The 26,114-nt window shown below is 61.1% G+C and carries 24 protein-coding genes; 15 read left to right on the plus strand and 9 right to left on the minus strand.

Features of this window, described 5'->3' with window-relative positions:
• Window positions 1–304: 304 nt before the first annotated feature.
• Window positions 305–670 (minus strand): hydroxyisourate hydrolase, encoded by a 366-nt coding sequence (uraH, locus tag KHU30_RS14365; protein WP_211443322.1) that lies wholly within the window; start codon window positions 668–670, stop codon window positions 305–307.
• Between the two features lie 156 nt (window positions 671–826).
• Between uraH and puuE the strand changes: the two genes are divergently transcribed.
• From puuE to KHU30_RS14385, 4 genes are all read left to right on the plus strand, one after another.
• Window positions 827–1,774, plus strand: coding sequence for an allantoinase PuuE (gene puuE, locus KHU30_RS14370; RefSeq protein ID WP_211443323.1), 948 nt, complete (start codon window positions 827–829; stop codon window positions 1,772–1,774).
• A 128-nt stretch (window positions 1,775–1,902) separates the two neighbouring features.
• On the plus strand, window positions 1,903–3,003 hold the full coding sequence (locus KHU30_RS14375; protein ID WP_211443324.1) for a porin: 1,101 nt from the start codon (window positions 1,903–1,905) through the stop codon (window positions 3,001–3,003).
• Between the two features lie 97 nt (window positions 3,004–3,100).
• Complete coding sequence (locus tag KHU30_RS14380; RefSeq protein ID WP_211443325.1) at window positions 3,101–3,847, plus strand: class II aldolase/adducin family protein; 747 nt, start codon at window positions 3,101–3,103, stop codon at window positions 3,845–3,847.
• Window positions 3,848–3,872: 25 nt separating this feature from the next.
• Window positions 3,873–4,055 (plus strand): 4-oxalocrotonate tautomerase, encoded by a 183-nt coding sequence (locus KHU30_RS14385; RefSeq protein ID WP_211443326.1) that lies wholly within the window; start codon window positions 3,873–3,875, stop codon window positions 4,053–4,055.
• Window positions 4,056–4,164: 109 nt separating this feature from the next.
• On the opposite strand, the gene KHU30_RS14390 is transcribed toward KHU30_RS14385, so the two are convergent.
• Both KHU30_RS14390 and KHU30_RS14395 read right to left on the minus strand, forming a co-directional pair.
• Window positions 4,165–5,793: an HAL/PAL/TAL family ammonia-lyase gene (locus tag KHU30_RS14390; RefSeq protein ID WP_211443327.1), complete on the minus strand. Its 1,629-nt coding sequence runs from the start codon at window positions 5,791–5,793 to the stop codon at window positions 4,165–4,167.
• Between the two features lie 97 nt (window positions 5,794–5,890).
• Entirely contained in the window at window positions 5,891–7,153 is a 1,263-nt protein-coding gene (locus KHU30_RS14395; RefSeq protein ID WP_211443328.1) for a urate hydroxylase PuuD, read from the minus strand.
• Window positions 7,154–7,652: 499 nt separating this feature from the next.
• On the opposite strand from KHU30_RS14395, the gene KHU30_RS14400 reads away from it, so the two are divergent.
• From KHU30_RS14400 to KHU30_RS14415, 4 genes are all read left to right on the plus strand, one after another.
• Entirely contained in the window at window positions 7,653–8,591 is a 939-nt protein-coding gene (locus tag KHU30_RS14400; protein WP_098493805.1) for a LysR substrate-binding domain-containing protein, read from the plus strand.
• A 246-nt stretch (window positions 8,592–8,837) separates the two neighbouring features.
• Window positions 8,838–10,232, plus strand: a complete 1,395-nt coding sequence (locus KHU30_RS14405; protein ID WP_211443329.1) for a nucleobase:cation symporter-2 family protein — start codon at window positions 8,838–8,840, stop codon at window positions 10,230–10,232.
• Window positions 10,233–10,373: 141 nt separating this feature from the next.
• Window positions 10,374–12,134 (plus strand): allantoate amidohydrolase, encoded by a 1,761-nt coding sequence (locus KHU30_RS14410; protein WP_211443330.1) that lies wholly within the window; start codon window positions 10,374–10,376, stop codon window positions 12,132–12,134.
• 25 nt (window positions 12,135–12,159) lie between these two features.
• The gene (locus KHU30_RS14415) at window positions 12,160–13,521 is read left to right on the plus strand and encodes an 8-oxoguanine deaminase (protein ID WP_211443331.1); all 1,362 of its coding nucleotides are present in this window, start codon (window positions 12,160–12,162) and stop codon (window positions 13,519–13,521) included.
• Between the two features lie 70 nt (window positions 13,522–13,591).
• On the opposite strand, the gene KHU30_RS14420 is transcribed toward KHU30_RS14415, so the two are convergent.
• Window positions 13,592–14,515, minus strand: coding sequence for a LysR family transcriptional regulator (locus KHU30_RS14420; RefSeq protein ID WP_211443332.1), 924 nt, complete (start codon window positions 14,513–14,515; stop codon window positions 13,592–13,594).
• Window positions 14,516–14,644: 129 nt separating this feature from the next.
• On the opposite strand from KHU30_RS14420, the gene KHU30_RS14425 reads away from it, so the two are divergent.
• The 3 genes from KHU30_RS14425 (at window position 14,645) to KHU30_RS14435 (ending at window position 16,737) form a co-directional block, all read left to right on the plus strand.
• Complete coding sequence (locus KHU30_RS14425; RefSeq protein WP_211443333.1) at window positions 14,645–15,403, plus strand: 3-oxoacyl-ACP reductase family protein; 759 nt, start codon at window positions 14,645–14,647, stop codon at window positions 15,401–15,403.
• 187 nt (window positions 15,404–15,590) lie between these two features.
• Window positions 15,591–15,944: a YkgJ family cysteine cluster protein gene (locus KHU30_RS14430; RefSeq protein ID WP_211443334.1), complete on the plus strand. Its 354-nt coding sequence runs from the start codon at window positions 15,591–15,593 to the stop codon at window positions 15,942–15,944.
• Window positions 15,945–15,954: 10 nt separating this feature from the next.
• Entirely contained in the window at window positions 15,955–16,737 is a 783-nt protein-coding gene (locus tag KHU30_RS14435; RefSeq protein WP_230427395.1) for a spermine/spermidine synthase domain-containing protein, read from the plus strand.
• 122 nt (window positions 16,738–16,859) lie between these two features.
• Here the strand turns inward: KHU30_RS14435 and pyk are convergent, their stop codons facing one another.
• From pyk to gcl, 5 genes are all read right to left on the minus strand, one after another.
• Window positions 16,860–18,281 carry a pyruvate kinase gene (gene pyk, locus KHU30_RS14440; protein WP_211443335.1) on the minus strand — a complete coding sequence of 474 codons (1,422 nt, stop codon included), beginning with the start codon at window positions 18,279–18,281 and terminating at the stop codon, window positions 16,860–16,862.
• Window positions 18,282–18,402: 121 nt separating this feature from the next.
• Complete coding sequence (locus KHU30_RS14445) at window positions 18,403–19,680, minus strand: glycerate kinase type-2 family protein (RefSeq protein WP_211443336.1); 1,278 nt, start codon at window positions 19,678–19,680, stop codon at window positions 18,403–18,405.
• 107 nt (window positions 19,681–19,787) lie between these two features.
• The gene (gene glxR, locus KHU30_RS14450; RefSeq protein WP_211443337.1) at window positions 19,788–20,675 is read right to left on the minus strand and encodes a 2-hydroxy-3-oxopropionate reductase; all 888 of its coding nucleotides are present in this window, start codon (window positions 20,673–20,675) and stop codon (window positions 19,788–19,790) included.
• 39 nt (window positions 20,676–20,714) lie between these two features.
• Entirely contained in the window at window positions 20,715–21,494 is a 780-nt protein-coding gene (gene hyi / locus KHU30_RS14455; RefSeq protein WP_211443338.1) for a hydroxypyruvate isomerase, read from the minus strand.
• 17 nt (window positions 21,495–21,511) lie between these two features.
• Entirely contained in the window at window positions 21,512–23,287 is a 1,776-nt protein-coding gene (gene gcl, locus KHU30_RS14460; RefSeq protein WP_211443339.1) for a glyoxylate carboligase, read from the minus strand.
• A 221-nt stretch (window positions 23,288–23,508) separates the two neighbouring features.
• On the opposite strand from gcl, the gene KHU30_RS14465 reads away from it, so the two are divergent.
• The 4 genes from KHU30_RS14465 to KHU30_RS14480 all read left to right on the plus strand — a co-directional run bounded on the left by KHU30_RS14465 (window position 23,509) and on the right by KHU30_RS14480 (window position 26,114).
• Window positions 23,509–24,417: a LysR family transcriptional regulator gene (locus tag KHU30_RS14465; protein ID WP_098493819.1), complete on the plus strand. Its 909-nt coding sequence runs from the start codon at window positions 23,509–23,511 to the stop codon at window positions 24,415–24,417.
• Between the two features lie 167 nt (window positions 24,418–24,584).
• Window positions 24,585–25,094, plus strand: coding sequence for a glycine zipper 2TM domain-containing protein (locus KHU30_RS14470; RefSeq protein WP_211443340.1), 510 nt, complete (start codon window positions 24,585–24,587; stop codon window positions 25,092–25,094).
• Between the two features lie 143 nt (window positions 25,095–25,237).
• Window positions 25,238–25,546, plus strand: a complete 309-nt coding sequence (locus KHU30_RS14475; protein ID WP_211443341.1) for a hypothetical protein — start codon at window positions 25,238–25,240, stop codon at window positions 25,544–25,546.
• Window positions 25,547–25,937: 391 nt separating this feature from the next.
• Entirely contained in the window at window positions 25,938–26,114 is a 177-nt protein-coding gene (locus KHU30_RS14480) for a hypothetical protein (RefSeq protein ID WP_211443342.1), read from the plus strand.

Here is a 26,114-nt window from a genome sequence, read left to right on the forward strand (position 1 = left end):
TGTTGATACTGCTGTCCAGCGCCCGTTAGAGGAGGATTAATGAGGGCGGGGACAATAAGACATGAATAAGACAGCCGCACCACGGGTGCACCGCTCGTTCCTTAGATTTCAATCCAGCCGGCCGGGCTAAAGCTGCAACCGGTCCGTCATTTATCGAAAAATGTTGAGACACAGTTTAGCACAAAGCTTATAGCGAGGGCGGATTGATCTTGCGGATGTGGTTATTTGACGATAGACCCGCGGTCTATCGCAATGCAGGGCGCATCTGGCTGACGTGCCCCGTTTGGCAGATTGGCAGGCGTGCTTAACTGCCGCGATAGGTGGAATACGACCATGGCGACACCACCAGCGGCACGTGGTAGTTCTGATCGGCGTGGGCAATGCCAAAAGCCAGCGTGACGCGATCAACAAAACGCGGGCTTGGCAGGTCAATTCCTTGTGAAGCGAAATAGTCCCCGGCCGAAAACACCAGCTCGTATTGTCCGGCCTGCATCTCTTCGCCCTGCAGCAAAGGCACGTCAACCCGCCCATCCTGATTGGTCACGGCGCTCTTCAACAGGCTGCGGCCGGCGGCGCTGACTGAATACAGTGCGATTTTGACACCGACGCCCGGCTTGCCCTGGGTAATATCCAGAACGTGCGTACTTAATTTTCCAACGGCGTTTCCCATGACAATTCCCTATATCGATTAGTTGAAAACGAGTATCGATCAAATGATATACCGCAGGGTCCAGGTCAATATACTATCCGGCATATATTAATCATGGCTGCAGCACACATAATTCAGGCAACGCATTCAGATCAATCGCACACTCCAGGCCCAGCAATGACCATCAACACCGATCCCCACTACCCGCGCGACATGACCGGCTACGGCCGCAAGCCGCCCCACCCGCAATGGCCGAACAAGGCCCGGATCGCCCTGCAGTTCGTGCTGAACTATGAAGAAGGCAGCGAAAACTGCGTGCTGGACGGCGACGCCGGCTCGGAAACCTTCCTCTCTGAAATCATCGGCGCCCAGAGCTTCCCGGCGCGCCACATGAGCATGGAATCGCTGTACGAATACGGCTCGCGCGCCGGCGTCTGGCGTTTATTGCGCATGTTTGAAGAGCGCCGCCTGCCGCTGACCGTGTTCGGTGTTGCGCGCGCGCTACAGCGCAATCCGGAAGCGACCGCCGCTTTTCAAGAACTTGGCCATGAAATCGCCTGCCACGGCCTGCGCTGGATCAGTTACCAGAATATCGACGAAGCCACCGAACGCGCGCATATCGCCGAAGCCGTCAGCGTCATCCGGCAATTGACCGGCAGCGCGCCCCTCGGCTGGTATACCGGCCGCGATTCGCCCAACACCCGCCGCCTGGTGATGGAACACGGCGGCTTCAGCTATGACGCCGACCACTACGGCGACGACCTGCCGTTCTGGGAACAGGTCAGCTTCAAGGACGGCAACGGCAAGGCGCAGCTGATCGTGCCCTATACCCTGGACACCAACGACATGCGCTTCGCCGCCATGCAAGGCTTCAATTCCGGCACCCAGTTCTTCGACTACCTGAAAGACGCCTTCGACGTGCTCTACCGCGAAGGCGATCCGCATGGCCTGAACCGGCCGAAAATGCTGTCGGTCGGCCTGCACTGCCGCCTGGTCGGCCGGCCCGGACGCGCTGCCGCGCTGGCGCGCTTCCTCGACTATGTGCAGAGCCACGGCCAGGTATGGATTACCCGGCGTATCGACATCGCCGACCACTGGCGCGCGACGCATCCGTTTTCGGCATAACGCTTTTTCAACCCGCCGTGGCGGTTCCACGGACCTTGCTTGAACACGGACGCGTGTTGTTTCAGATGAATAAAACCGGAAATTTATTTACTACTTATTTACCATCTTATAAAAATCAGGAGACAGGGATGTACCCAGTTAAAAACAAATTGAAAAAACTGCAACTCGCAGCGGCCCTCGGCGCGACGATTGCACTGCCAGCGATGGCCCAGACGTCGGTCCAGGTCACAGGCCTGGTCGATACCTACGTCGGCTCGCTCAAATACAGCGGCGACTCGGGACGCACCAGCGTGGTCGACAGCGGCGGCATGACCACTTCGTGGATCGGCTTCAAGGGCACCGAGGACTTGGGCGGCGGGCTCAAGGCCAAGTTCAACCTGACCTCGTTCTTCCGCTCCAACACCGGCGCCACCGGCCGCTTCGACGGCAACGAAACGATGTTCTCGCGCGACGCCAACGTCGGCCTGACCGGCAACTTCGGCGCGGTTTCCCTGGGCCGCGACCTGGCGCCCAACTTCCTGCCTTCGATCCTGTTCAATCCGTTCGGCGATTCGTTCAAGCTGTCGCCGCTGATCCTGCACATGGATGTGCCTTGGTTCAACGCATCCGGCTGGACCAACTCTGTCGCCGGCGATACCGGCTGGAGCAACGAAATCATTTACACGACGCCGGACTTCGCCGGCCTGAAAGCCAATTTCCACTATCAATTCGGTGAACAGGCGGGCAACAACGGCAAGAACAATATCGGCGCCAACGTCCTGTATTTCCACGGTCCGCTGGCATTGACCGCCTACTATCAACGCGTCAAGGTCAACAACCCGCTGGAGCTGTCGCCCGGCAACGTCCAACCTGCCACCAATATCCCGCTGCCAAGCGGCATGATGGCGGCGCGCCAATCGAACTGGTTCCTGGGCGCCACCTACGACCTTACCGTCGCCAAGCTGTTCGCCACTTACGACCAGACCTCGCATGACATCGACCTGAAAGACAAGACGCTGCAACTCGGCACCAGCATCCCGCTGGGCCAGGGCGCGGTGCTGGCGTCCTGGGCCAACACCAAGCGTTCCGGCGCAGCGGTGGGCGAGTCGCTCAAGCGCAATACGGCATCGCTGGGCTACGATTACAATATGTCGAAGCGCACCGACCTGTATGCGGTCTACATGTACGACAAGATCACCGAGCAAACCGTCGGCAACAGCGTTGCTTTCGGTATCCGCCATCGTTTCTGATCGACGGACAATGCAATAAATAAGCTGATACAGTAGCCGCACCCGATGCGCGTCGATCGCCTAGCCGATCGGCGCGCGTTTTAACGTTTGGATTCCTATGCCGGCAGACTCCACCATCAGCAGCGCCGAATGGCAGGTACGCAAGGATCTGGCGGCCTGCTACCGCCTGTGCGCCTTGAAGCATTGGGACGACCTGATCTACACCCACATTTCTGCCTCGGTGCCGGATGAACCCGGGCATTTCCTGCTGAATCCGTTCGGCTATCGCTTTGACGAAGTGCGCGCATCGAACCTGGTCAAGATCGATGCCAGCGGACAGGTCGTCGGCGATTCGCCGCACCAGGTCAATGTCAGCGGCTTCGCCATCCACGGCGCGGTCCATGCGGCCAGACCGGACGCTGTATGCGTCATGCATCTGCACAATGTCAACGCCGTGGCGGTCAGCGCCCTGGACGACGGCTTGCTGCCGATTTCCCAGCACGCGCTGCGCTTTTATGAACAGATCGCCTATCACGACTATGAGGGCCTGGCGCTGACGCCGACAGAGCAGGAACGCATGGTTGCGCGCCTGGCCCAATTGCCCGCCATGCTGCTGCGCAACCACGGCAGCCTGGTATGCGGCCGCACCGTGGCCGAAGCCTACGTCCTCATGGATACGCTGGACAAAGCTTGCGAAATCCAGCTCAAGGCGCATGCCGGCGGCAGCAGGCTGAAGCTGCCGTCGCAGGAAATCTGCCGCAAGACGCGCGACCAGCTGCTCGGCGACGGCAGCCCGGAAGGCCAGCTGGAATGGCCTGCCCTGCTGCGCCAGTTGGATGCCATCGACCCCGGCTACCAATACTGATCATTTTTTATAGAAAGGATTTTCCATGCCGACTTTCAACGTGCAAATTTTCGAAGGCCGCAGCGCCGAACAAAAGCGCGCTTTCGTCCAAGCCATCACCGAAGTGACTTGCAAGACCCTGGACTGCGGGCCGGAATCGGTGGACATCATCATCCAGGAAGTCAAGCGCGAAAACTGGGCCACCGCCGGCAAGCTGTGGTCGGAATAAACGCCAGATCAATATCGCAGGCGTAAAAAATGGAGCCGCTTGAACGCGGCTCCATTTTTTTAACCAGGCAAAAGACGATCAGTTGACCGTCCGCCCTGCCTTATCCCGATCAGGCAAATGCGCCGATCTTCTCAACCACCGCATTGCGCACCGAACCGCTCACCACAAACGACTGCGCCGCCGCGATATCGTTGTGGAACCAGCGGTCGCCGTCCAGGCAAGCCGGAATCTGGCGGCGGATTTCCTGGTAAGCCGCCTGCGTGCCTGTGCCCAGCACAAAGCCCGGCAGCAGGTCTTCCGTCATGGTCAGCGCCTGCGCCGCCAGCAGCATCTCGACGCCGATGATGTACTGCGTGTTGGCCACCACCGTGGCCGCCTTGCGCGCGCACCAGGTCGAGTTCGAGACGTGGTCTTCGCTGTTGCCCTTGGCCGGGATACTGTCGACGCTGCCCGGCATGCACAGCGTGCGGTTTTCCATCACCAGCGAACTCATCGAACATTGCACCACCGGATAGCCGGTATTGACGCCGCGCACGCCGCTCATCAGGTTGCGCGGCAAGCCCCACGACAGGGTCGGGTCGATCAGGCGGGCGATGCGGCGTTCGCAGATACTGCCCAGGTCGGTGATCGCCATCGCCAGCAAATCCATCGCCTGCGCCAGGTACTGGCCGTGGAAATTGCCGCCGGAGATGATCTCGAAGCCGCCGCCTTCCTTATCAAAGATCAGCGGGTTGTCGGTGGCCGAATTGATTTCCTTGTCGACGATATTGTCGATATAGTCCAGCGCATCGAACACCGGGCCGTAGACTTGCGGCGCGCAGCGCAGCGAGTAGACGTCCTGGATGCGCGAGCTGTAAGGGATGTCGGTGCGGCGCGACTCTTCCGGAAACTGCACCGAACGCGCTTCATGGGTGGTGCGGGTGGAACCCGACAGCAGCTTGCGGATGATGGCGGCGGTCTTGATCTGGCCGGCGTGCGGACGGGCTTGCTGGATGCGGTGGTCGAACGCCGCCATTTCGGCGCGCATCGCTTCCAGCGTCAGGCCCAGCGACAGGCAGGCGTCGCTCAGCAGGTTGCGCGCATCGTGCGCCACCAGCACCGCCACCGCCAGCGAAGCGGTGCAGCCGTTGATCAGGGCCGATGCATCTTTCGCCTTGAGGTCGAACTTGACCGGACCGACGCCGGACTTGGCGATCGCCTCCGGCGCGCTCATGCGCTGGCCCTGGTACATCACTTCGGCTTCGTCGAAGCCGGCGATTGCCGCCGCCAGATAGGACAGAGGCGCGAGGTCGCCGGAGGCGCCGACCGAGCCTTTTTGCGGCATGATCGGATGGATGCCGGCATTCAGGAAAGCCAGCAGGCGGTCCACCACTTCCACCCGCGGCGCGGAATAATTGCTGGCGAAGGCGTTGGCGCGCAACAGCATGGTGGCGCGGCTGACTTCTTCCGAGAACGGCTCGCCGATGCCGGCGCAATGGGCCTTGATCAGCTGGGTCTGGAACAGCTCGATGTGCTCGACCTTGATGCGGGTGTCTTTCAGCAGGCCGACGCCGGTGTTGAAGCTGTACATCATCGGCGCTTCGTCGTGCATCCAGGTCGATTCGATGTAGTCGCGGCTTTCCTTCAGCGCAGCGCGCGAGGAGTCGGCCAGGGTGACCGCCAGGTGCGGCGCGCGGGCGACGGCTATCACTTGCTGGGCGCTCAGGTTGAAGCCGTCGATGGTGATGGTTTGGGACATGGGAACTCCAAAGATTTCTTAAATGAGGTCGAGCGCGGAAGGCGACCGAGCGTGGCAGCTCAATCGGCTTCCGGCTTTCAGGGCGGCAGTGCCGGACTTACTTGGCGCCTGAGGTATACCAAGTACCGATCAGGGCGCGCTCTTCGTCGGTGATATGCGTCAGGTTAGCCAGCGGCATGGCCTTCAGCTGCACCGCTTGCTGATAGACCTTGTCGGCGTGTTGCCGAATCTGGTCCGCCGTCTGCAGCATCACGCCGGCCGGAGCGGTAGCAAAGCCTGGCTGGGTCGGCTGCGCCGAATGGCAGGTGGCGCAACGCTGGCCGATGATTTCCTGGATATGCGCCATATCGGCGGTCGGAGCGGCAGCGGCTGCCGCAGTGGAACCGCCGGCAGCTACGGCAACGTCTGCCTTGGCAACCGGCGCCACCGGCTGGACCGGCTTCGGCGCAATCGCAATCGCCACTGCCAGCAGCAAGGCAACGCCGGCAATCGGGTAGCCGAGCGAAACGCGGCCGGCATGACGCAAGTTGAAGAAGTGACGGATCAACGCGCCGGCTGCAATAATCGCCGCCAGGATCAGCCAGCTGTACGGATGGTTGTAAGTCATGCCGTAGTGGTTGCTGATCATGATGAACAGCACCGGCAGCGTGAAATAGTTGTTGTGCACGCTGCGCTGCTTGGCCTTCTTGCCATAGATAGGGTCAGGCGATTTGCCGACGCGCATCGCTTCCACCAGCTTGCGTTGCCCCGGAATGATCACCATCAGCACGTTACCCACCATCATGGTGCCGATCATGGCGCCGACATGGATATACGCAGCGCGGCCGCTCAGCAGGTGCGTCAGCACAAAGGCTGCGGCAACGATGAACACATACATGACGATGCCGAGCAGGCCTTCGCGTTTGCCCAGCGGCGAACGGCACAGCACGTCGTAGACGGTCCAGCCGACCACCAGCGTGCCGAGGCCGACGCCGATCGCTTGCCAGGTATTCAGATCGGCCACATCCTTGTTGATCATCATGGCCGAAGCATTGAAGTAATAGACGATGAACAGCATGGCGAAGCCCGATAGCCAGGTGGCGTAAGCTTCCCATTTGAACCAGTGCAGGTCGTCCGGCAGTTCCGCCGGCGCGACCAGGTATTTTTGCGGATTGTAGAAGCCGCCGCCGTGGACCGCCCACAGCTCGCCGGAGACGCCCTTCTTGGCCAGGTCGGAACCAGGTTTCGGCGGCCGGATCGAATTGTCGAGCCAGACGAAATAAAAGGATGCGCCGATCCAGGCGATACCGGTGATCAGGTGCAGCCAGCGAACCAGCAGATTGAGCCATTCGACTCCGTATGAAACTAACAATGCATCCATGTCTTCCCCAACGATTATTACTCGTCTGCCACCGCGGGCTCTGCAAACGAAAGAGGTACGTCCTCCAACACGGCCGCGAACTTTTTTTAACAACCCAGCTCCGCTACGGCCAACATGATCCGATAAGCAAGATACCTGCCTGCCCATCCTTCATCTTCCCCTGCCTGCGCTCAGGCCCCGTCAGGAAATAAGTTGAACATTTGTGCTGGCCGCAGCTGGCGCGCTGCCGCGTTGTCCACCGCTTACAGTGCTCGCACTGCCGCGCGTCCGGCGCCTTGCATCGCATCGAGCTACGGCCGCCCAAATGCCCAACTTATTCCCTGACGGGCCCTTAACCTCAAAAGCGCGCCAGATTCACGCAAGATAAACGCAACCGGGTTTTAAAACATGGATATCCAGATATATTTGACATACGCATATCCATATAACAAAATGAACTCCGACAGGGCGTATAAATACTAAACCAATAAATCAATAAATATAAATTGTAGGAGACAACATGGCCAAGCTTCCGGACCACCTGGATATCCATCTGATACGCATCCTGTATCTGCTGCTGTGCGAAAAGAACGTCTCGCGGGTGGCGCTTAAACTCAACCAGCCGCAGCCGTCGATCTCGGCCTCGCTGCGCAAGCTGCGCGAACTCACCGGCGATCCCTTGCTGGTGCGCGGCGCGCGCGGCATGGTGCCGACCCAGCACGGCGAAAGCCTGCTGAAGCCGGCCAAGCGCATCCTCGAAGAAACCGAACGCCTGTTCGTGCAAAAGACCGCTTTCGTACCCCAGGCCGAAGCGCGCACTTTCCATATCGCGGCGCCGGATTACATGAATACGCCGTTCTTCCTGGAAGTGGTGGCGCGCCTGCGCCGCGAATCGCCCAAGAGCCGCATCGTGATCCATGCCCTGGGGCCGGAAACCGACTACGTCAGGCTGTTGTCCGACGGCGACCTCGACCTGGTGATCGCCAACTGGGACGAACCGCCGGCCCATCTGCACCTGTCCAAGCTGTTCGACGACCCCATCGTCTGCCTGATGCGGGCCGACAGCGCCTACGCCAAGCGCACCGGGCCGGACCAGATGACGGTGGAAGACTATCTGTCGCTGCCGCACGTGGCGCCATGGCAAGTGTTGCCCGGCTACCACGGCATCATCGATTCCTTTCTCGACAGCCAGAACCTGAACCGCAACGTGGTGGTGGAATCGGCCTACTTCGGCATGCTGCCCTACATGGTGGCGCAGACCGACCTGGTGCTGACCACCGGCCGCCAGTTCGCCCGCTTCTATGAAAAAACGCTGTCGCTGAAAAGTTTCACCCTGCCGATCAAGTTTCCGCCCATGCGTTTTTACCAACTGTGGCACGAAAGAGTGCACCAGGCCACTGAGCACAAATGGCTGCGCGAGCAGATCGGCATTGCCGCCAAGTCCATGCTGGCAAAGTAAAAACGCAACACAATTCCTCCACAACAACGAGTTTCAACCATATATCCAAATACCTAAATCAACTATCAGGCAAGCTATATATCGTGAGGGGCTGGGCAAAGTAGTATCGGACAGCACGAGCCCTGTTCCAGCATCAGGTGACTTGTGAAGGCTGTGGCGCAGCAGGCCGGCGGGCAGGATTTTCCAAACGCCGGATTGATGTCGCCGCAAGCACTAAAAAATCATAAAGCACTTAGGAGACACACGATGACCAGCAGCACAGATCCGGTAGATGAAAGACTCCCCGTAGGTAAGCTCGCAGCACTCGGCATGCAGCACGTGCTGGTGATGTACGCCGGCGCGATTGCCGTGCCGCTGATCATAGGCGGCGCGCTCAACCTGGCAAAAAGCGATATTGCATTCCTGATCAGCGCCGACCTGTTCTGCTGCGGCCTGGTGACCCTGATCCAGAGCCTTGGCTTCTGGAAGTTCGGCATCAAGATGCCGGTCATGATGGGCGTCACCTTCGCCGCCGTCGGCCCGATGGTGGCGATGGCCGGCAACCCGCAGCTGACCATCGTGCACATCTATGGCGCGGTGATCGTGTCCGGCATCTTCTGCGTCTTTGCGGCGCCCTACATGAGCCGCCTGATGCGTTTCTTCCCGCCGGTCGTAACCGGCACCGTGATCAGCGTCATCGGCATTTCGCTGATGGGCGTCGGCATCAACTGGGCGGCAGGCGGCCAGCCGGTGATCGGCACCCTGGTCGACGGCGTCTTCACCAAAATCCCCAATCCCGACTACGGCTCGCCGACCAGCCTCGGCATCGCGCTGGTGGTGCTGATTTCGATCTTGCTGATCACCAAATACGTCAAAGGCTTCATCGCCAACATCTCGGTGCTGAGCGGCATGATCATCGGTTTCGTCATCGCCATGTCGATGGGTAAGATCAGCTTCTACGGCCTGGGCGATGCGGAATGGTTTTCCTTCATCCGTCCGTTTCACTACGGCTGGCCGAAATTCGACCTCGGCTCGATCGTCAGCATGTGCCTGGTGATGATAGTGACCATGATCGAATCGACCGGGATGTTCATTGCCCTGGGCGAAATCGTCGGCAAGAAAATCGACGACAAGACCCTGGCGCGCGGCTTGCGCGTCGACGGCCTGGGCAGCGTGATCGGCGGCATCTTCAACACCTTCCCCTACACCTCGTTCTCGCAGAACGTCGGCCTGGTCGGCGTCACCGGCGTGCGCAGCCGCTACGTTTGCGCCGCCGCCGGCGTGATCCTGATGCTGTTCGGCCTGTTCCCCAAGATGGCGCATGTGGCCGCATCCATCCCGCAATTCGTGCTGGGCGGCGCCGGCATCGTCATGTTCGGCATGGTCGCGGCGACCGGCATCAAGATCCTGTCGGGCGTGGATTTCCAGCACAACCGCAACAACCTGTTCATCGTCGCCGTCAGTTTCGGCGCTGGCATGATCCCTATCGTGGCGCCGACCTTTTTCGACAAGATGCCGGTATTCCTGTCGACCATTTTGCATAGCGGCATCCTGCTGGCTTCCAGCATGGCGGTCTTGCTGAACCTGTTTTTCAACGGCAAAGGCTCCAGCAGCGATAGCCGGGCGCATGCATTGGCGGCGGCGCAAAGTTCAGATCATTAAATAAAAAGATGCGCAGCCCGGGCCGGGACAAACCGGGACGGGCTGCGATGAAAGCGGTTTTGAAGTAATGTAATTCCCATCCGTAGCAGCAACAGAGCGATTTAACTTAGGACAAAGCGGGCCGGCCCGCCGATGATACAAATGACAACACTAGAACAATTGAACAGCGCCGAGGCGCAGGCTTTCGTGACGACGCTGCACGGCATCTACGAACATTCGCCGTGGATCCCGCAGCGCGCCGCCGCCCAGCGGCCGTTCGCCAACATCACGGCGCTCAAGCAGGCGATGCAGGCTGCCGTGAGCAGCGCCACGCGCGAAGAACAGCTTGGCCTGATCCGTGCCCACCCGGAGCTGGCCGGCAAGGCCGCCATCGCCGGCGAACTCACAGCCGAGTCGACCGGCGAACAGGCCAAGGCCGGGCTCAATCAGTGCAGCGCCGAGGAATTCGCCACGCTGCAAAAGCTGAATGCCGATTACAACCAGAAATTCGGCTTTCCCTTCATCCTTGCGGTCAAGGGCGCCGACGGCCAGGGCCTGTCGCGCCAGGCCATCATCGCCACCTTCAGCCGCCGCCTGAAAAACCAGTTCGACGATGAGCTGGGAGAAGCCTTGCGCCAGATCGGCCGCATCGCCGAAATGCGCACCAACGACCTGCTCAGCTACACGCCTGAACTGGGCAAGACCATCATGCATTGGGCGGAACAGATCGGCGCCTGGAGCGACGACGACAACGGCCTTACCTGCGCCTACATGACCGACAGCCATCGCCGCACCGCCGCCCAGATCGCGGGCTGGATGCGCGAGGCCGGCATGCAGGCCGAGATCGATGCGGTCGGCAACGTGGTCGGCCGCTATTTATCGGACAATCCGGCGGCCAAGACGCTGATGACCGGTTCCCACTACGACACCGTGCGCAACGGCGGCAAGTACGATGGCCGCGAAGGCATCCTGCTGCCGATCGCCATCGTCAAGCACCTGCACGAACGCGGCGAAAAACTGCCCTTCCATTTTGAAATCGTCGCCTTCTCGGAAGAGGAAGGCGTGCGCTTCAAAAGCACTTTCCTGGGCAGCAATGCCATCATCGGCCAGTTCAACCTGGAGCTGCTGAACAATCTCGACCGCGACGGCGTCAGCATGCGCGACGCCCTGCTGCAGGCCGGCCACGACCCGGCGGCGATTCCCGCCATCGCGCGCAATCCGGCGGATCTGCTGGGCTATGTCGAAGTGCATATCGAACAAGGCCCGGTGCTGCTGCAGCGCGACCTGCCGGTCGGCATCGTCACCTCGATCGCCGGCAGCTGCCGCTACATGGTGCAGCTGAAAGGCGTCGCCAGCCATTCAGGCACCACGCCGATGGCGATGCGCAAGGATGCCGCCACCGCCGCCGCCGAAATCCTGCTGTATGTGGAACAGCGCTGCGCACAAGACCAGCAAGCTTCGCTGGTCGGCACCGTCGGCCAGCTGCAGGTGCCTAACGGTTCCACCAATGTGATTCCCGGCGCCTGCATCTTCTCGCTAGATATCCGCGCCGCCGACGACGGCATCCGCGATGCCGCGGTGGAAGACGTGCTGCGCCATATCGAAGCTGTCTGCGCGCGCCGCTGCGTCGAAGCCAATGTCGAGAAAATGGTCTCGGCGCCGGCTGCGCCTTGTGCTTCGTGGCTGATGGACCAGTTGTCCGCCGCCGCCGAACGGGCCGGCGTGCAGCCGTTCAGACTCGCTTCCGGCGCCGGCCATGACGCCATGACCATCGCTAAAATTACTGACGTCGCCATGCTCTTCACGCGTTGCGGCAACGGGGGCATCAGCCACAATCCATTGGAAACAATGACTGCGGACGATGCCGAAGTATCGGCGCAAATCTTGCTGGATTTCCTACGCCGCTTTACGCCAAAATCTTGAACCAGCGTATTTTGGTCCATTGTTCATGTCTAAAACTCTATTGATAAAAAATGCGCGTGTCGTCGTCACCATGGACGATGCGCGCCGTGAAATCGCCGGCGGCGCTGTCTTCATCCGCGACAACGTGATCGAACAGGTAGGCGCCAGCGCCGACCTGCCGCAAACTGCCGACGAAGTCATCGACGCAGGCAATCACGTCGTCATCCCGGGCCTGGTGAATACCCATCACCATATGTACCAAAGCCTGACGCGCGTCATCCCGGCGGCGCAGAACGGCGAGCTGTTCAACTGGCTGACCAACCTGTATCCGATCTGGGCCAACCTGACGCCGGAGATGATCCAGGTCTCGACCCTGACCGCGATGGCGGAGCTGATCATGTCCGGCTGCACCACCAGCAGCGACCACCTGTACATCTATCCGAACGGCTGCAAGCTCGATCACAGCATCGAGGCCGCGCAGCAGATCGGCATGCGCTTCCACGCCGCGCGCGGCTCGATGAGCGTCGGCCAGTCGAAAGGCGGCTTGCCGCCGGACCGCGTGGTGGAAGATGAAAAGGCGATCCTGCAAGATACCCAGCGTCTGATCGAGACTTATCACGACAGCAGCCGCCATGCCATGCAGCGCATCGTGGTGGCGCCCTGCTCGCCGTTTTCGGTATCGCGCGACCTGATGCGCGAATCGGCCAGCCTGGCGCGTCATCATGGTGTCTCGCTGCATACCCACCTGGCGGAAAACGTCAACGACATCGCCTACAGCCGCGAGAAGTTCCACATGACGCCGGCCGAGTATGCGGAGGATTGCGGCTGGGTCGGGCACGACGTCTGGCATGCGCACTGCGTGCAGCTGGACGACGACGGCATCTACATGTTCGCCCGCACCGGCACCGGCATCGCCCACTGCCCCTGCTCCAACATGCGGCTGGCCTCCGGCATCGCGCCGATCCGCAAGATGGTCGACGCCGGCGTCGCGGTCGGCATCGGCGTCGACGGTTCGGCGTCGAACGACGGCGCCCACATGCTGGGCGAAGTGCGGCAAGCGATGCTGCTGCAGCGGGTCGGCTTCGGCCCCGACGCCATGACGGCGCGCCAGGCGCTGGAACTGGCGACGCTGGGCGGCGCCAAGGTGCTCAACCGCGACGACATCGGCGCCTTGAAGCCGGGCATGTCGGCCGACCTGGTGCTGTTCGATTTGAACAAGGTCGGCTTTGCCGGCGGCTGGCACGATCCGGTGGCGGCGCTGGTGTTCTGCACCCCGGCCGATGTCGCCTACAGCATCATCAACGGCCGCGTAGTGGTGCGCAACGGCCAGTTCACCACGGTCGACCTCGGCAATGTGCTGGAACGGCATAACACGCTGGCGTTGTCGCTGGCGGAAGCGGCGCGCTGACCGAGCGCTCGCAGCAAACACGATGGCCACGGCGCAATCCGTGGCCATTTTCATTGGCATCCGCAGTTTGTCAAATCGCTGAAAACTGCTCCGCCAGCCGCTCCTGGCGGAAATGCTCCACCACATAATCGACGAACACCCGGGTCTTGGCCGGCAGCAGTTTTTGCGCGGCGAAGTAGAGCGACAAAGTGCCGCCGTCGACATACCAGTCCGGCAGCACCCGCACCAGGCTTTTCGCGCGCAGGAAGGGCAAGGCGTTCGGCATGCTGACCAGCGCGATGCCCAGTCCCATCTGCGCGCTCTCGCAAGCCGCTTCCGGGTCGCTCATGGTCATGCGCGTGCGCAGCGCCACCGGCGCTTGCTGGTTGGCGCGGTTGCGCAGAGGCCAGGGGCGCACCCGTCCGGTTTGCGGCGAACGGATGAAGATGCCGTCGAAGGCATCCAGCCCGGCAGGCGACGCCGGCGCTTTCCTGCCGCTGAAATAATCGGGCGCCGCTACCAGCACCCGGTGCGCTGGCGCCAGCACGCGCGCCACCACCCCGGGCGGCAGTTCGAAGCCGCCGCCGAGGGCAGCGTCGAAACCTTGCGCGATCAAGTCGACCTGGCGGTTATCGAAATGCCAGTCGGGCGAGATGCCGGGATATTTCGCCAGGAAAGGCGCCAGCAGCGGCACCATGTAGGCGCGTCCGAAGCCGGTGCCCATGCTGACCTTGAGCATGCCGGCCGGCTGCCCGCCGGCGCTGGCAAGGTTGTCGACCGCGGCCTGGATAGACAGCAAGCTGTCCTTGACCTCATGCAAAAAACTTTCGCCCGCCTCGGTCAAGGTCAGGCTGCGCGTGCTGCGCTGGAACAGCCGCACACCCAGCCCCGCTTCCAGCCTGGCGACGTTCTTGCCGACCGCCGCAGAAGTCATGCCGAGCCGCCGCGCCGCCTCGGAAAAGCTGCCGGCTTCGGCGCTGCGGACAAAGCATTGCATGCCGATCATGGTTTCCATTTTAAACCTTTGGTATGAAGTGATTATGCAGATTAACGACTAGTAACAGCATAATGATCGTCCGATACTGTGCCTGTCAACCCGCTGCAAGCCGCTTCGGCCGACAGCCCAACCTACAGGAGAAACACCATGACAAACCATCAAGCAAACGCTGTACTGGACAACAAAGTCGCCTTCATCCAGGGCGGCTCGCGCGGCATCGGCGCCGCCATCGCCAAGCGCCTGGCAAAGAACGGCGCTGCCGTCGCCTTCAGCTACATCAGCTCGCCGGAAAAAGCCGCGCAAGTGGTGAAGGACATCGAAGCGGCCGGCGGACGGGCGCTGGCGATCCAGGCCGACAGCGCCGATGCCGGACAGATCAAGGCTGCCATCGTCAAGACGGTCAGCGCTTTCGGACGGCTCGATATCCTGGTCAATAACGCCGGCGTGCTGGCGATTGCGCCGCTGGCCGAGTTCAGCCTGGAGGATTTCGACCGCACGCTGGCGATCAATGTGCGCAGCGTTTTCATCGCCAGCCAGGAAGCAGCACGCCACATGGGCGAAGGCGGCCGCATCATCAACATCGGCAGCACCAATGCCGACCGCGTGCCGTTTGCCGGCGGCGGCCCCTACGCCATGAGCAAGTCGGCGCTGGTCGGCCTGACGCGCGGCCTGGCGCGCGACCTCGGTCCGCGCGGCATCACCATCAACAACGTGCAACCGGGCCCGGTCGACACCGACATGAATCCGGCCGGCAGCGAATTCGCCGCCACGCTGAAGGCGATCATGCCGCTCGGCCGTTATGGCACGGATGAGGAAATCGCCGGCTTCGTGGCTTACCTGGCCAGCCCGGAAGCGGCTTACATCACCGGCGCCAGCCTCAGCATCGATGGCGGCTTTTCCGCCTGACCGCTGCGCGGCGGGATAGGCGTCAAGGCCAAGGGCGCTTCGGGATCGAAGCGCCCTTGGTCCAAGCCGACAAGCGAACGCGCGCATCATCCGCCAATGGTAAGCTTGCGTCTCCAGGCCAGGTTTCAACTGGCCCTCAATCCGTAGGGCATGATGATTCACGATCATTACATGGAGGCAGACTGTAATGAAAAGCAATGTACATATAATCAAGTTCTTCAGGCAGCGCATCCCGGCATTTGCCTGCGTGCCCGGCTGCCACGACTGCTGCGGGCCGGTGCTGGCCTCTACCGAAGAGATGGCAAGGCTGCCGCGCAAGAGCAGGCAGGAGCAGGATGCCGCGCTGGCAGCGCTGAGCTGCCCGCACCTGGGCGCCGACGGCTGCCAGGTATACGAAGAACGTCCACTGGTGTGCCGGCTGTTCGGCACCACGCCCAAGCTTGCCTGCCCCAACGGCAAGCGTCCGGCAGCCATGATCGATCCGCAGATAGAAGAGCGGATTTACGGCTATTTCGCGCAAACGCGTCACGTGCTGGTTTGATTTGCACATCATGACCGTACTCGACTCCTTCGAACAATTGCTCGAACAAAGCGGCGGACGGCCTTTTGTCTTCGACCACGGCGACATGCGCACGCTGCATTTCGACCACAAATACGTACAAAGCGCGATGTCGATCTCGGCGCCCGACAAACTGTTGCTGAGCTACACCCGGGCGATGATGGGTTTCATGCTGTTTCAGGCGGCTCCCAAACACATCCTGCTGGTCGGCCTGGGCGGCGGCTCGCTCGCCAAATATTGCTATCGTCATTTGCCCGGCGTCCGCATCACCGTTCTGGAACTGAGCGCGGACGTGATCGCCTTGCGCGACGCGTTCATGATTCCTGCCGACGACGAGCGCTTCCAGGTGATCCATGCCGACGCCGCCACCTACATGCAGGCGCAGCAAGGCAATATCGCGGACATTATCATGCTGGACGGCTTTTCCGCCGACGGTCCTGCCGAGGCGCTCAGCACCAGCAATTTCTATGCGGCCTGCCTGCGCAATCTTGCCCCCGGCGGCATCCTGGTCTCCAATTTATGGGACCGTCCGGATTTCCTCGTGCACGCCATCGCGCAGGCACTGGCCGCCTCCGACTGGCGCATTTGGTGGTGCCGCACCGGCGACAGCCACAACTGCATAGCCTTCTTTGCCAGAGGCAGCGTCACGCCAGCTTTCAGGCCGGTGATGCTGCATCGGGCAAAAAAACTGGACGCACGGTTTGGATTGCAGCTGTCCGAACTGATGCCATCGTTCCAGCTCGTCTGCGATCGGCCGGTAGAAGAGCCGGTCTGAACCCCTGGCGCGCCATGAAAAATATCCCCGATGCTTGCGCATGGGGGATATGTTCCGGCCGCCTGTCCTGGCCGGCGCTTTAACTCGGAAGCTGCACCCGGACGGCGTAGACAATCAATATATTACTGCGCCCAGATTTCGGCCAGGCGCAACAGATTGGTGCTGCCCGGCTGGCCGAACGGCATGCCGGCGGTGATCGCGATCTGGTCGCCGACCTTGGCGAAGCCTTCCTTGAAGGCGGTCTGGCAAGCGGCGGTCACCATTTCGCTTTCGTTATGCACCTGCTCGCTGATGGTGGAATGCACGCCCCATACCAGCGCCAGCCGGCGCGCGGTCGCCAGCTTCGGCGTGATGCTGAGGATGGGCGCCATCGGCCGTTCGCGCGCCGCGCGCAGGCTGGTGTGGCCGGAACTGGTGTAAGTGACGGTGACCTTGGCGCCGATGATGCGAGTGACGTCGCGCAGCGCTGAGCAGATGGCGTCGCCACGGTTCGGCAACGGCGTTTCGTGTTGTGCATCCAGCATGTTTTGGTACAGCGGATCGCGCTCGACTTCGGTGATGATGCGATCCATGATGGATACCGCCGGCAATGGATATGCGCCGCTGGCCGATTCGGCCGACAGCATCACTGCATCGGCGCCGTCGTAAATGGCGCTGGCGACGTCGGACGCTTCGGCGCGGGTCGGCACCGGTGAGGTGATCATCGATTCCAGCATCTGGGTGGCGATCACGATCGGCTTGCCGTGCTGGCGGCAGACGCGCAGGATGCGCTTTTGCACACCCGGCACGCGCTCCGGCGGCAATTCCACGCCGAGGTCGCCGCGCGCCACCATGATGGCGTCGGAAACTTGCACAATGGCGTCCAGCTGTTCCAGCGCCGCCGGCTTTTCCAGCTTCGACAGGATGCTGGCGCGGTCGCCGATCAGGGCGCGCGCTTCCAGCACGTCTTCCGGCCGCTGCACGAAGGACAGCGCAATCCAGTCGACGCCCAGTTCCAGCGCGAATTTCAGGTCGCGCTTGTCTTTCTCGGTCAGCGCCGGGATCGGCAGCACCGCATCCGGCACGTTGACCCCTTTGCGGTCGGACAAGGTGCCGCTGTTGACTACCCGGGTGCGGATCGACTGGCCGTCGCAGGACTGTACTTCCAGGCGCACCTTGCCGTCGTCCAGCAGCAGCGCCTGGCCGCCTGCGATCACTTCAAACAGTTCCGGATGCGGCAAGCAGACGCGCTGGCTGCTGCCTGGCGTCGTGTCGCGGTCGAGCGTGAATTCCTGGCCGGCGTGCAATTCGATCTTGCCGTCGGCGAACTGGCCGATGCGCAGCTTCGGGCCTTGCAGGTCGGCCAGGATGGCGATCGGCCGGCCGACTGCCTTTTCCACTGCGCGGACGATCTCGTAGCGCTGCTGGTGGTCGGCGTGGCTGCCATGGCTGAAATTGAAACGGAAGACGTCGGCGCCTGCTTCGAACAAGGCCTGGATGGTGCTCTGGTCGGCGCTGGCGGGACCGAGCGTGGCGACGATTTTTGCTTTACGTTGGCGGCGCATGATGTGCTTTCTTTAGATGTCAGCTAATGGCAAGGCGAAAAAAGGGCTCACCGCGCCGGCCCGGTGTGACGGCCGGCGCAGGTTTCTGTTGATTGAGAGAGTGCTGCGGAGTGCCGCTGTATCAGAGAATCACGATGGCGCGGAAATCGTTGACGTTGGTGCGCGTCGGTCCGCTCACCACCAGGTCGCCCAGCGCGCTGAAGAAGCCGTAGCCGTCGTTGTTGTCGAGCATGGCGCGCGGGCGCAATCCCAGTTCCGCCGCCTTGCGCATCGAATCCGGCTGGTAGATGGCGCCGGCATTATCTTCGGAGCCGTCGATGCCGTCGGTATCGCAGGCGATCGCGTGGATATCCGGAAAGCCGTCGAGCGCGATGGCCAGGCTCAGCAGGAACTCGGCATTGCGGCCGCCGCGGCCCTTGCCGCGCACGGTGACGGTGGTTTCACCGCCGGAAATCACCACGCAGGGCTTGCTGAACGGTTGCCCGCGGCGGGCGATCTGGCGCGCCAGCGCGGCGTGCGCCAGGCCGATATCGCGCGCCTCGCCTTCCATCTCGTCGGACAGGATGTAGGGCGTCAGTCCAGCCGCAACCACGGTGGCCGCCGCTGCATCCAGCGCATCCTGGGCAGTCGCGATCACATAGTGCTGGTTGCGTTCCAGGCGCGGGTCGCCCGGCTTGGCGCTTTCGCCGGCGCCGGATTCCAGGTGCTTGAGGATGGCGTCGGGTGTTTCAATATTGTATTTGCGCAGCACCGCCAGGGCGTCCGCGCAAGTGGTCGGATCGGCCAGGGTCGGGCCGCTGGCGATGATGCCGGGATCGTCGCCCGGGATATCGGAAATCATCAGCGTCACCACCCGCGCCGGCGCGCAGGCCAGCGCCAGCCGGCCGCCCTTGATGGCGGACAGGTGCTTGCGCACGCAATTCATTTCAAATATGGTGGCGCCGCTTCTGAGCAGCGCCTTGTTGATCGCCTGTTTCTGTTCCAGCGTAATGCCCTCCGCCGGCAGCGCCAGCAGGGCCGAGCCGCCGCCTGAAATAAGGCAGATCACCAGGTCGTCGGCAGTCAGGCCCTTGACCATTTCCAGCATGCGCGCGGCGGCCTTGCGGCCGGCTTCGTCCGGTACCGGATGCGAAGCTTCCACTACCTCGATGCGCTTGCAGTCGGCGCCATGCTCATAGCGCGTCACCACCAGCCCGGACAGTTCGCCTTGCCAATGTTCTTCCACTGTCTTGGCCATGGCTGCCGCGCCTTTGCCGGCGCCGATCACCAGTGTGCGGCCTTTACCGGACGGCGCCGGGATTTTAGCCAGGTATTCCGGCAGGCATTTGGCGGCGCTGACGGCATCGACCGCGGCCTGGTACATATCGAGGAGGAGCTGGCGGGGCTTGAGGGTAGTCATGCTGTTATGCCTTGATCTATGAAGCGGGTGTCTCTGGAATTTTGTATTTATTTTATGCTACATCAACAACGCAGGATGGACACGACGCGGCCACCCTGCGCGATATCTTACACCTTGGCGATTTCGTGGTTGGACATGATTTCGACCGCGCGGCACAGCGCTGAGTGATCGAGTCCGCTCAAGCCGTTGGCTGCGCAGGAGTTCATCAGCTCTTGCACCGCGGCCGTGTTCGGCAGCGAGACGCCCAGCGCCTTGGCGCCTTGCAAGGCCAGGTTCAGATCCTTCTGGTGCAGCTCGATGCGGAAGCCCGGATTGAAGGTGCGCTTGACCATGCGCTCGCCATGCACTTCCAGGATGCGCGAAGCAGCAAAACCGCCCATCAGCGCTTGCCGCACACGGGCTGGATCAGCGCCGGCCTTGGAAGCAAACAGCAACGCTTCGGCGACCGCCTGGATGTTCAGCGCGACGATGATCTGGTTCGCTACCTTGGTAGTCTGGCCGTCGCCGTTGCCGCCGACCAGCGTGATGTTCTTGCCCATCAGTTCAAACAGTGGCTTGGCGTCGTTGAACGCGCCTTCCGAGCCGCCCACCATGATGGTCAGCGACGCAGCCTTGGCGCCGACTTCGCCGCCGGACACCGGCGCATCCAGGTATTCGCAACCCAGGGCGTTGATCTTCTTGGCGAAACCCTTGGTGGCGATCGGCGAGATCGAGCTCATGTCGATCACGGTCTTGCCCGCGGTCAGGCCTTCGGCTACGCCCTTTTCGCCGAACAGGACGGCATCCACGTGCGGCGTGTCCGGCACCATGACGATGATGACGTCAGCGCGCTTGGCGACTTCGGCGCCGGAAGTGCAGACCGTGGCGCCGCCGTCGATCAATGCTGCCGGCGGATTCTTCTGGTCATGCAGGTACAGCTTGTGGCCGCCGCGCTGCAGGTTTTCCGCCATAGGGGCGCCCATGATGCCGAGTCCGATAAAGCCAACTTTTGCCATGATATTTCTCCGTAATTATTTAAATGCAGACCACTAAACTTACAGGCCGTGCGCCGCGCGCCAGCCCAGACCTTCCACCGTGCCGGCCTTCGGCTTGTACTCGCAGCCGATCCAGCCGTCGTAGCCGATCTCTTCCAGGAACTTGAACAGATAGCGGTAATTGATTTCACCTGTGCCCGGCTCGAAACGGCCCGGATTGTCCGCCAGCTGCACATGCTTGATCTGCGCCAGGTTGGCCTTGATCGTGTTGGCCAGTTCGCCTTCCATTCGTTGCATGTGATAGATGTCGTACTGCACGAACAGGTTGCCGGAGCCGGTCGCCTTGATCAGGTCCAGCGCCTGTCTGGTGCCGGTCAGGAAGAAGCCCGGGATGTCGAAGCTGTTGATCGGTTCGATCAGCAAGCGGATGCCGGCAGCCTGCAGCTTGTCTGCAGCAAATTTCAGGTTGCTGACCACGGTGGCCTGCGCCAGCTCGCTGCTGACGCCGACCGGCACGATGCCGACCAGGCAGTTCAGCTGCCTGACGCCCAGCACCTTGGCGTAGCGGATCGCATCGTCGACGCCTTGCTGGAATTCGCTTACGCGGTCCGGATGGCAGGCGATGCCGCGCTCGCCGGCTTCCCAGTTGCCCGCAGGCAGATTGTGCAAGACCAGTTCCAGGCCGTTGGTGGCCAGCTTGTCGGCGATCTGTTCAGCGCGGAAAGCATACGGGAACAGGAATTCGACTCCCTTGAACCCGGCCTTGGCTGCTGCATCGAAGCGTTCCAGGAACGGCAGCTCGGTGAACAGCATGGTCAGGTTGGCGGCTAATTTTGTCATGTCGTCTCTCCCCAGAATCAGTCAAGCAAAGATATGGCGGTCGGTGCGTGGCTGCGGCTGGTCGCCAGTTCTTCGAACTCGTTGATGCTGTCGATCTCGGTGCCCATGGAAACGTTGGTGACGCGTTCCAGGATAATTTCCACCACCACCGGCACGCGGAATTCCTTCATCCAGCGCTTGGCCTGGGCGAAGGCGTCCTGGATCGCATTCGGATCGGTGACGCGGATCGCCTTGCAGCCGAGGCCTTCGACCACGGCAATGTGGTCGACGCCGTAGCCGTTGAGTTCCGGCGCGTTGATGTTTTCAAACGCCAGCTGCACGCAGTAATCCATCTCGAAGCCGCGCTGCGCCTGACGGATCAGGCCGAGGTAAGAGTTGTTCACCACCACGTGCAGGTAAGGCAGGTTGAACTGCGCGCCAACCGCCAGCTCTTCGATCATGAACTGGAAGTCGTAGTCGCCGGAAATCGCCACCACTTCGCGTTTCGGATCGGCCGCGCAGACGCCCAGCGCCGCCGAAATCGTCCAGCCCAGAGGACCCGCCTGGCCGCAGTTGATCCAGTGGCGGGCGTGGTAGACGTGCAGGAACTGCGCTGCGGCGATCTGCGACAAGCCGATGGTGCTGACGTAGCAGGTGTCGCGGCCGAAAGCTTTATTCATTTCTTCGTAGACGCGTTGCGGCTTGACCGGCACGTTTTCGAAGTGGGTGCGGCGCTGCATGGTGCGCTTGCGCTCCTGGCACTCGCCCAGCCATGCCGAACGGTCCGGCAGCTTGCCGGCGGCCTTCAATTCCTTGGCGACTTCGACGAACAGTTTCAAGGCTGCCTTGGCGTCGGAGACGATGCCGTAGTCAGGACCGAACACGCGGCCGATCTGGGTCGGCTCGATGTCGACGTGGATGAACTTGCGGCCTTTGGTGAATACCTCGACCGAACCGGTGTGGCGGTTGGCCCAGCGGTTGCCGATGCCGAGCACGAAGTCGGACGCCAGCATGGTGGCGTTGCCGTAGCGATGGCTGGTCTGCAAGCCGACCATGCCCGCCATTTGCGGGTGATCGTCAGGGATCGCGCCCCATGCCATCAGGGTCGGGATCACCGGCACGCCGGTCAGTTCGGCGAATTCAACCGCGAGGTCGGCCGCATCGGCATTGATGACGCCGCCGCCGATAGTCAGCAACGGACGCTCTGCTTCATTCAGCATGGTCAATGCTTTTTCGATCTGGGCGCGCGAAGCCGCCGGCTTGTAGACTGGCAAAGGCTCGTAAGTCTCCGGATCGAATTCGATCTCGGCCATCTGCACGTCGAACGGCATGTCGATCAGGACCGGGCCTGGACGGCCGGAACGCATGACGTGGAAAGCCTGCTGGAACACGCGCGGCAGCAAGGCTGGCTCGCGCACGGTGACCGCCCACTTGGTGACCGGCTTGGCGATAGCTTCGATATCAACAGCCTGGAAATCTTCCTTGTACAGACGGGCGCGCGGCGCCTGGCCGGTAATGCAGAGGATAGGAATCGAATCCGCCTGGGCCGAATACAAGCCGGTGATCATGTCGGTGCCGGCTGGGCCGGAAGTGCCAATGCAGATGCCGATGTTGCCCGGGTTGGCGCGGGTGTAGCCTTCCGCCATGTGCGATGCGCCTTCAACGTGGCGCGCCAGTACGTGCTCGATGCCGCCATGCCGTTTCATGGCAGAGTAGAACGGGTTAATTGCGGCGCCTGGCACGCCAAAGGCTTGCACACAGCCCTCTTTCGCCAATACGTGCATTACTGCGTCAACTGCCTTCATCTTTGCCATGTTGCCTCCGGATTACAGAATGTGAATTATTGCCACTGCCTGCGGACCGCTCCGGATTTGCCCCGTTTCATGGGCCGGTACGGAGACTGCCGAGTGGATGAGACACATGCTATAACCAAACATATTGTTTGATAAGAACACAAACAATCGCTTTATTCGATACGTCAAGTATGGAATACTAAGGAAAAAAGCAGAATACAGATCAGCGAACCGGAAGAGACATGGACAAACTCAAACAGATAGAAGCCTTCGTCAGCGTGGTCGAAAAAGGCAGCCTGGCGGGAGCGGCGCTGGAGCAGAACATCACCCCCGTGATGCTGGGACGGCGCATCGACGCGCTGGAAAAGCGGCTTGGCACCAAGCTGATGCACCGCACCACCCGCCACCTGACCTTGACCGAGCAAGGCACGGTATTCCTCGATCATTGCCGCAAGCTGCTGACCGAGCTGGATATTGCCGAAAAAATCATCTCCGAAGGCCGCCACAAGGCTACCGGCCATCTGGTGGTGTCGGCGCCGGCCGCTTTCGGCCGCAAGCACGTGGCGCCGCATGCACCGGCCTTTATCGCCACCAATCCGGAAGTGCAGATCTCGTTCAACCTGACCGACCGCGTGGTCGACCTGGTGCGCGAAGGCTACGACATCAGCATCCGCATCGGCGGCGCCATCGATCCGAATTTCGTCGCCGTGAAACTGGCCAGCAACCGCCGCGTGGTATGCGGCACGCCGGAATATTTTCATCGCAACGGCATCCCGCGCACGCTGGAAGACATCGCCAAGCACAACTGCCTTTCCTTCAACCTGCAAGGCGGCCAGCAGCGCGGCTGGTATTTCCAGCAAGGCGGCAAGCCGGTGATCATCAAGACGGCCGGCAACCTCGACTGCAATGACGGCGAACTGCTGCACCGCTGGGTCAGCGAGGGGCTTGGCCTGGGCTGGCGTTCGACCTGGGAAATCGAATCGCAGCTGGCCTCGGGCGAACTGCTGACGGTGCTGGATGAATTTGCCTTGCCGCATTACGACATCATGGCGGTCTATCCGCAGCAGCGGCACCTGCCGGCCAAAGTGCGTTTCTTCATCGACCGCCTGAAATCGATTTATGCGCAGCCTGACTATTGGAGCAAGGGTTGAAATTCCTGCAGGAAAACTGGACTGATTGCTGAAATGTAAGTTCCGTAACAATCCCGCCTGGTAGTCAACCGGGCCGGCTGCGACAGCGTTTTAGTGTGGTCAGTCGCGCATGCACCACAGCTGCGAAGTACTACACTGAATATATCAACCAACATCATGAGGCAGCTATGACAATCCGCAAAACAACTCAACAAGCCATGCTGGCTGCAGCCATCGGCGGCACGCTGCTGCTCGGCGGCTGCGCCGCGCCGTATGGCGGACAAGGTTATGGCAACCAGGGCTATGGCAATCCGCCTCCGCAAACCTATCCCGGCTACCAGCAAGGCGGTTACCAGCAAAACAATAACAGCAACTTTGGCGTGGTCGATGCTATCGATGTCGTCAACACGCCTAGCCAGGGCATAGGCGGCGCGGTGGTCGGCGGCGTGCTGGGCGGCGTGGTCGGCCATCAGATCGGCCACGGCACCGGCAATACCCTGGCCACTATCGCCGGCGTGGTCGGCGGTGCGGTCGCGGGCAATCAGCTGGAGGCGCGCAACAGCCCCGGCTCTACCTCCTACAACGTGCGCATACGCATGGACAACAACGGCTACCAGACCATCAGCGTCAGCAATCCCGGCGATCTGCGGGTCGGTGACCGGGTACGCGTCGACAACGGCCAGATTTCCCGCTATTAAAGCATCCGTTTTTCCGGGCAGCACCTGAAGACTGGCGGCGCTCCAGCAGCGCCGCCGGACTCGACAGAGAAGTAGATTTCATTGGTCCCGTCAGTACGTTCGCATTCCACACCTTGTCGAATGCAACAACACCAGGAGGCATCATGAAAATGCACATCAAGCCTTTATCGCTGGCTTTTTTTATCGCCGCGAATGCTTTCGCGCTGCATGTCAATGCGGCTGAAGAAAATGTCCAATACCGGGATCCGCCGCGCTGGAGCGTACCGGACCGGACGCCGCAAGCGCGCTTTGCCACCATGAAAAAAGAAAATACCAATGCCTATGCCCAGGCCATGAACGATTGCCGCGCCATGCGCGGACGCGAAGCTGCCGATTGCAAACGCGAAGCCCGCGCCAATTTTGACCGGGACATGCGGCGCGCACGCGAAATGACAATGGGCGCGCATCGCTAGACAGCCGCTCTCCAGGGAAATCAAAGGTCGCTCATGCGGCCTTTTTTTATTTACCGCCGGCATCCGCAAGCCTTGTCGCTCCTCGTCCCCGGGCGCTCCACATCCATTTTACATTCCAAAAAGAAATTGTTAATTATTGTTATATTTGTAATTAATGAATTGCATTCGCATTGAATGCACAACAATAATATCAATACGATAATTAATTAATGTTTTTTTATGTAATTTTCGGCATGTGCCGGATTTCAGTGGCGACGAACCGTAACTGCAATTCATCGCCAGCTGTTTTTAATCCAAAGGGAGAAGATATGGCAATTCAGCAATTATCAGCACAGGAAATCGATCAAGTAAGCGGCGGCTGCTGTCTGTTTTTCAGCAGGTTCTTCTCGTCTTGCTTCAGCAGCTTCTTCAAGAACTGCATGCCAAGCAAGCCGAGCTGCAACAAGCCAACGCCGCCGACACCGCCGACACCGCCAACACCTCCGACACCGCCGCAACCAGCCTAAAAGCGGGGCGATTTCCCGACAAAAAACACGGCAGCCGGTTGCCGTGTTTTTTGTCATTTTAA

Origin of the sequence: Collimonas humicola, assembly GCF_018304945.1 — a bacterium.
Taxonomy (GTDB): domain Bacteria; phylum Pseudomonadota; class Gammaproteobacteria; order Burkholderiales; family Burkholderiaceae_D; genus Collimonas; species Collimonas humicola.

What these genes read in the sequence shown, in the direction of transcription:
- KHU30_RS14400 (WP_098493805.1), top strand. Translation starts at nt 7,653, where the DNA reads ATGGCCAAGCTTCCGGACCACCTGGATATCCATCTGATACGCATCCTG.
- glxR (WP_211443337.1), bottom strand. Translation starts at nt 20,675, where the DNA reads ATGGCAAAAGTTGGCTTTATCGGACTCGGCATCATGGGCGCCCCTATG.
- KHU30_RS14390 (WP_211443327.1), bottom strand. Translation starts at nt 5,793, where the DNA reads ATGTCCCAAACCATCACCATCGACGGCTTCAACCTGAGCGCCCAGCAA.
- puuE (WP_211443323.1), top strand. Translation starts at nt 827, where the DNA reads ATGACCATCAACACCGATCCCCACTACCCGCGCGACATGACCGGCTAC.
- KHU30_RS14380 (WP_211443325.1), top strand. Translation starts at nt 3,101, where the DNA reads ATGCCGGCAGACTCCACCATCAGCAGCGCCGAATGGCAGGTACGCAAG.
- hyi (WP_211443338.1), bottom strand. Translation starts at nt 21,494, where the DNA reads ATGACAAAATTAGCCGCCAACCTGACCATGCTGTTCACCGAGCTGCCG.
- KHU30_RS14470 (WP_211443340.1), top strand. Translation starts at nt 24,585, where the DNA reads ATGACAATCCGCAAAACAACTCAACAAGCCATGCTGGCTGCAGCCATC.
- KHU30_RS14395 (WP_211443328.1), bottom strand. Translation starts at nt 7,153, where the DNA reads ATGGATGCATTGTTAGTTTCATACGGAGTCGAATGGCTCAATCTGCTG.
- KHU30_RS14375 (WP_211443324.1), top strand. Translation starts at nt 1,903, where the DNA reads ATGTACCCAGTTAAAAACAAATTGAAAAAACTGCAACTCGCAGCGGCC.
- KHU30_RS14420 (WP_211443332.1), bottom strand. Translation starts at nt 14,515, where the DNA reads ATGGAAACCATGATCGGCATGCAATGCTTTGTCCGCAGCGCCGAAGCC.
- uraH (WP_211443322.1), bottom strand. Translation starts at nt 670, where the DNA reads ATGGGAAACGCCGTTGGAAAATTAAGTACGCACGTTCTGGATATTACC.
- KHU30_RS14385 (WP_211443326.1), top strand. Translation starts at nt 3,873, where the DNA reads ATGCCGACTTTCAACGTGCAAATTTTCGAAGGCCGCAGCGCCGAACAA.
- pyk (WP_211443335.1), bottom strand. Translation starts at nt 18,281, where the DNA reads ATGCGCCGCCAACGTAAAGCAAAAATCGTCGCCACGCTCGGTCCCGCC.
- KHU30_RS14435 (WP_230427395.1), top strand. Translation starts at nt 15,955, where the DNA reads ATGACCGTACTCGACTCCTTCGAACAATTGCTCGAACAAAGCGGCGGA.
- KHU30_RS14475 (WP_211443341.1), top strand. Translation starts at nt 25,238, where the DNA reads ATGAAAATGCACATCAAGCCTTTATCGCTGGCTTTTTTTATCGCCGCG.
- KHU30_RS14415 (WP_211443331.1), top strand. Translation starts at nt 12,160, where the DNA reads ATGTCTAAAACTCTATTGATAAAAAATGCGCGTGTCGTCGTCACCATG.
- KHU30_RS14430 (WP_211443334.1), top strand. Translation starts at nt 15,591, where the DNA reads ATGAAAAGCAATGTACATATAATCAAGTTCTTCAGGCAGCGCATCCCG.
- KHU30_RS14405 (WP_211443329.1), top strand. Translation starts at nt 8,838, where the DNA reads ATGACCAGCAGCACAGATCCGGTAGATGAAAGACTCCCCGTAGGTAAG.
- KHU30_RS14445 (WP_211443336.1), bottom strand. Translation starts at nt 19,680, where the DNA reads ATGACTACCCTCAAGCCCCGCCAGCTCCTCCTCGATATGTACCAGGCC.
- KHU30_RS14410 (WP_211443330.1), top strand. Translation starts at nt 10,374, where the DNA reads ATGACAACACTAGAACAATTGAACAGCGCCGAGGCGCAGGCTTTCGTG.
- gcl (WP_211443339.1), bottom strand. Translation starts at nt 23,287, where the DNA reads ATGGCAAAGATGAAGGCAGTTGACGCAGTAATGCACGTATTGGCGAAA.
- KHU30_RS14425 (WP_211443333.1), top strand. Translation starts at nt 14,645, where the DNA reads ATGACAAACCATCAAGCAAACGCTGTACTGGACAACAAAGTCGCCTTC.
- KHU30_RS14465 (WP_098493819.1), top strand. Translation starts at nt 23,509, where the DNA reads ATGGACAAACTCAAACAGATAGAAGCCTTCGTCAGCGTGGTCGAAAAA.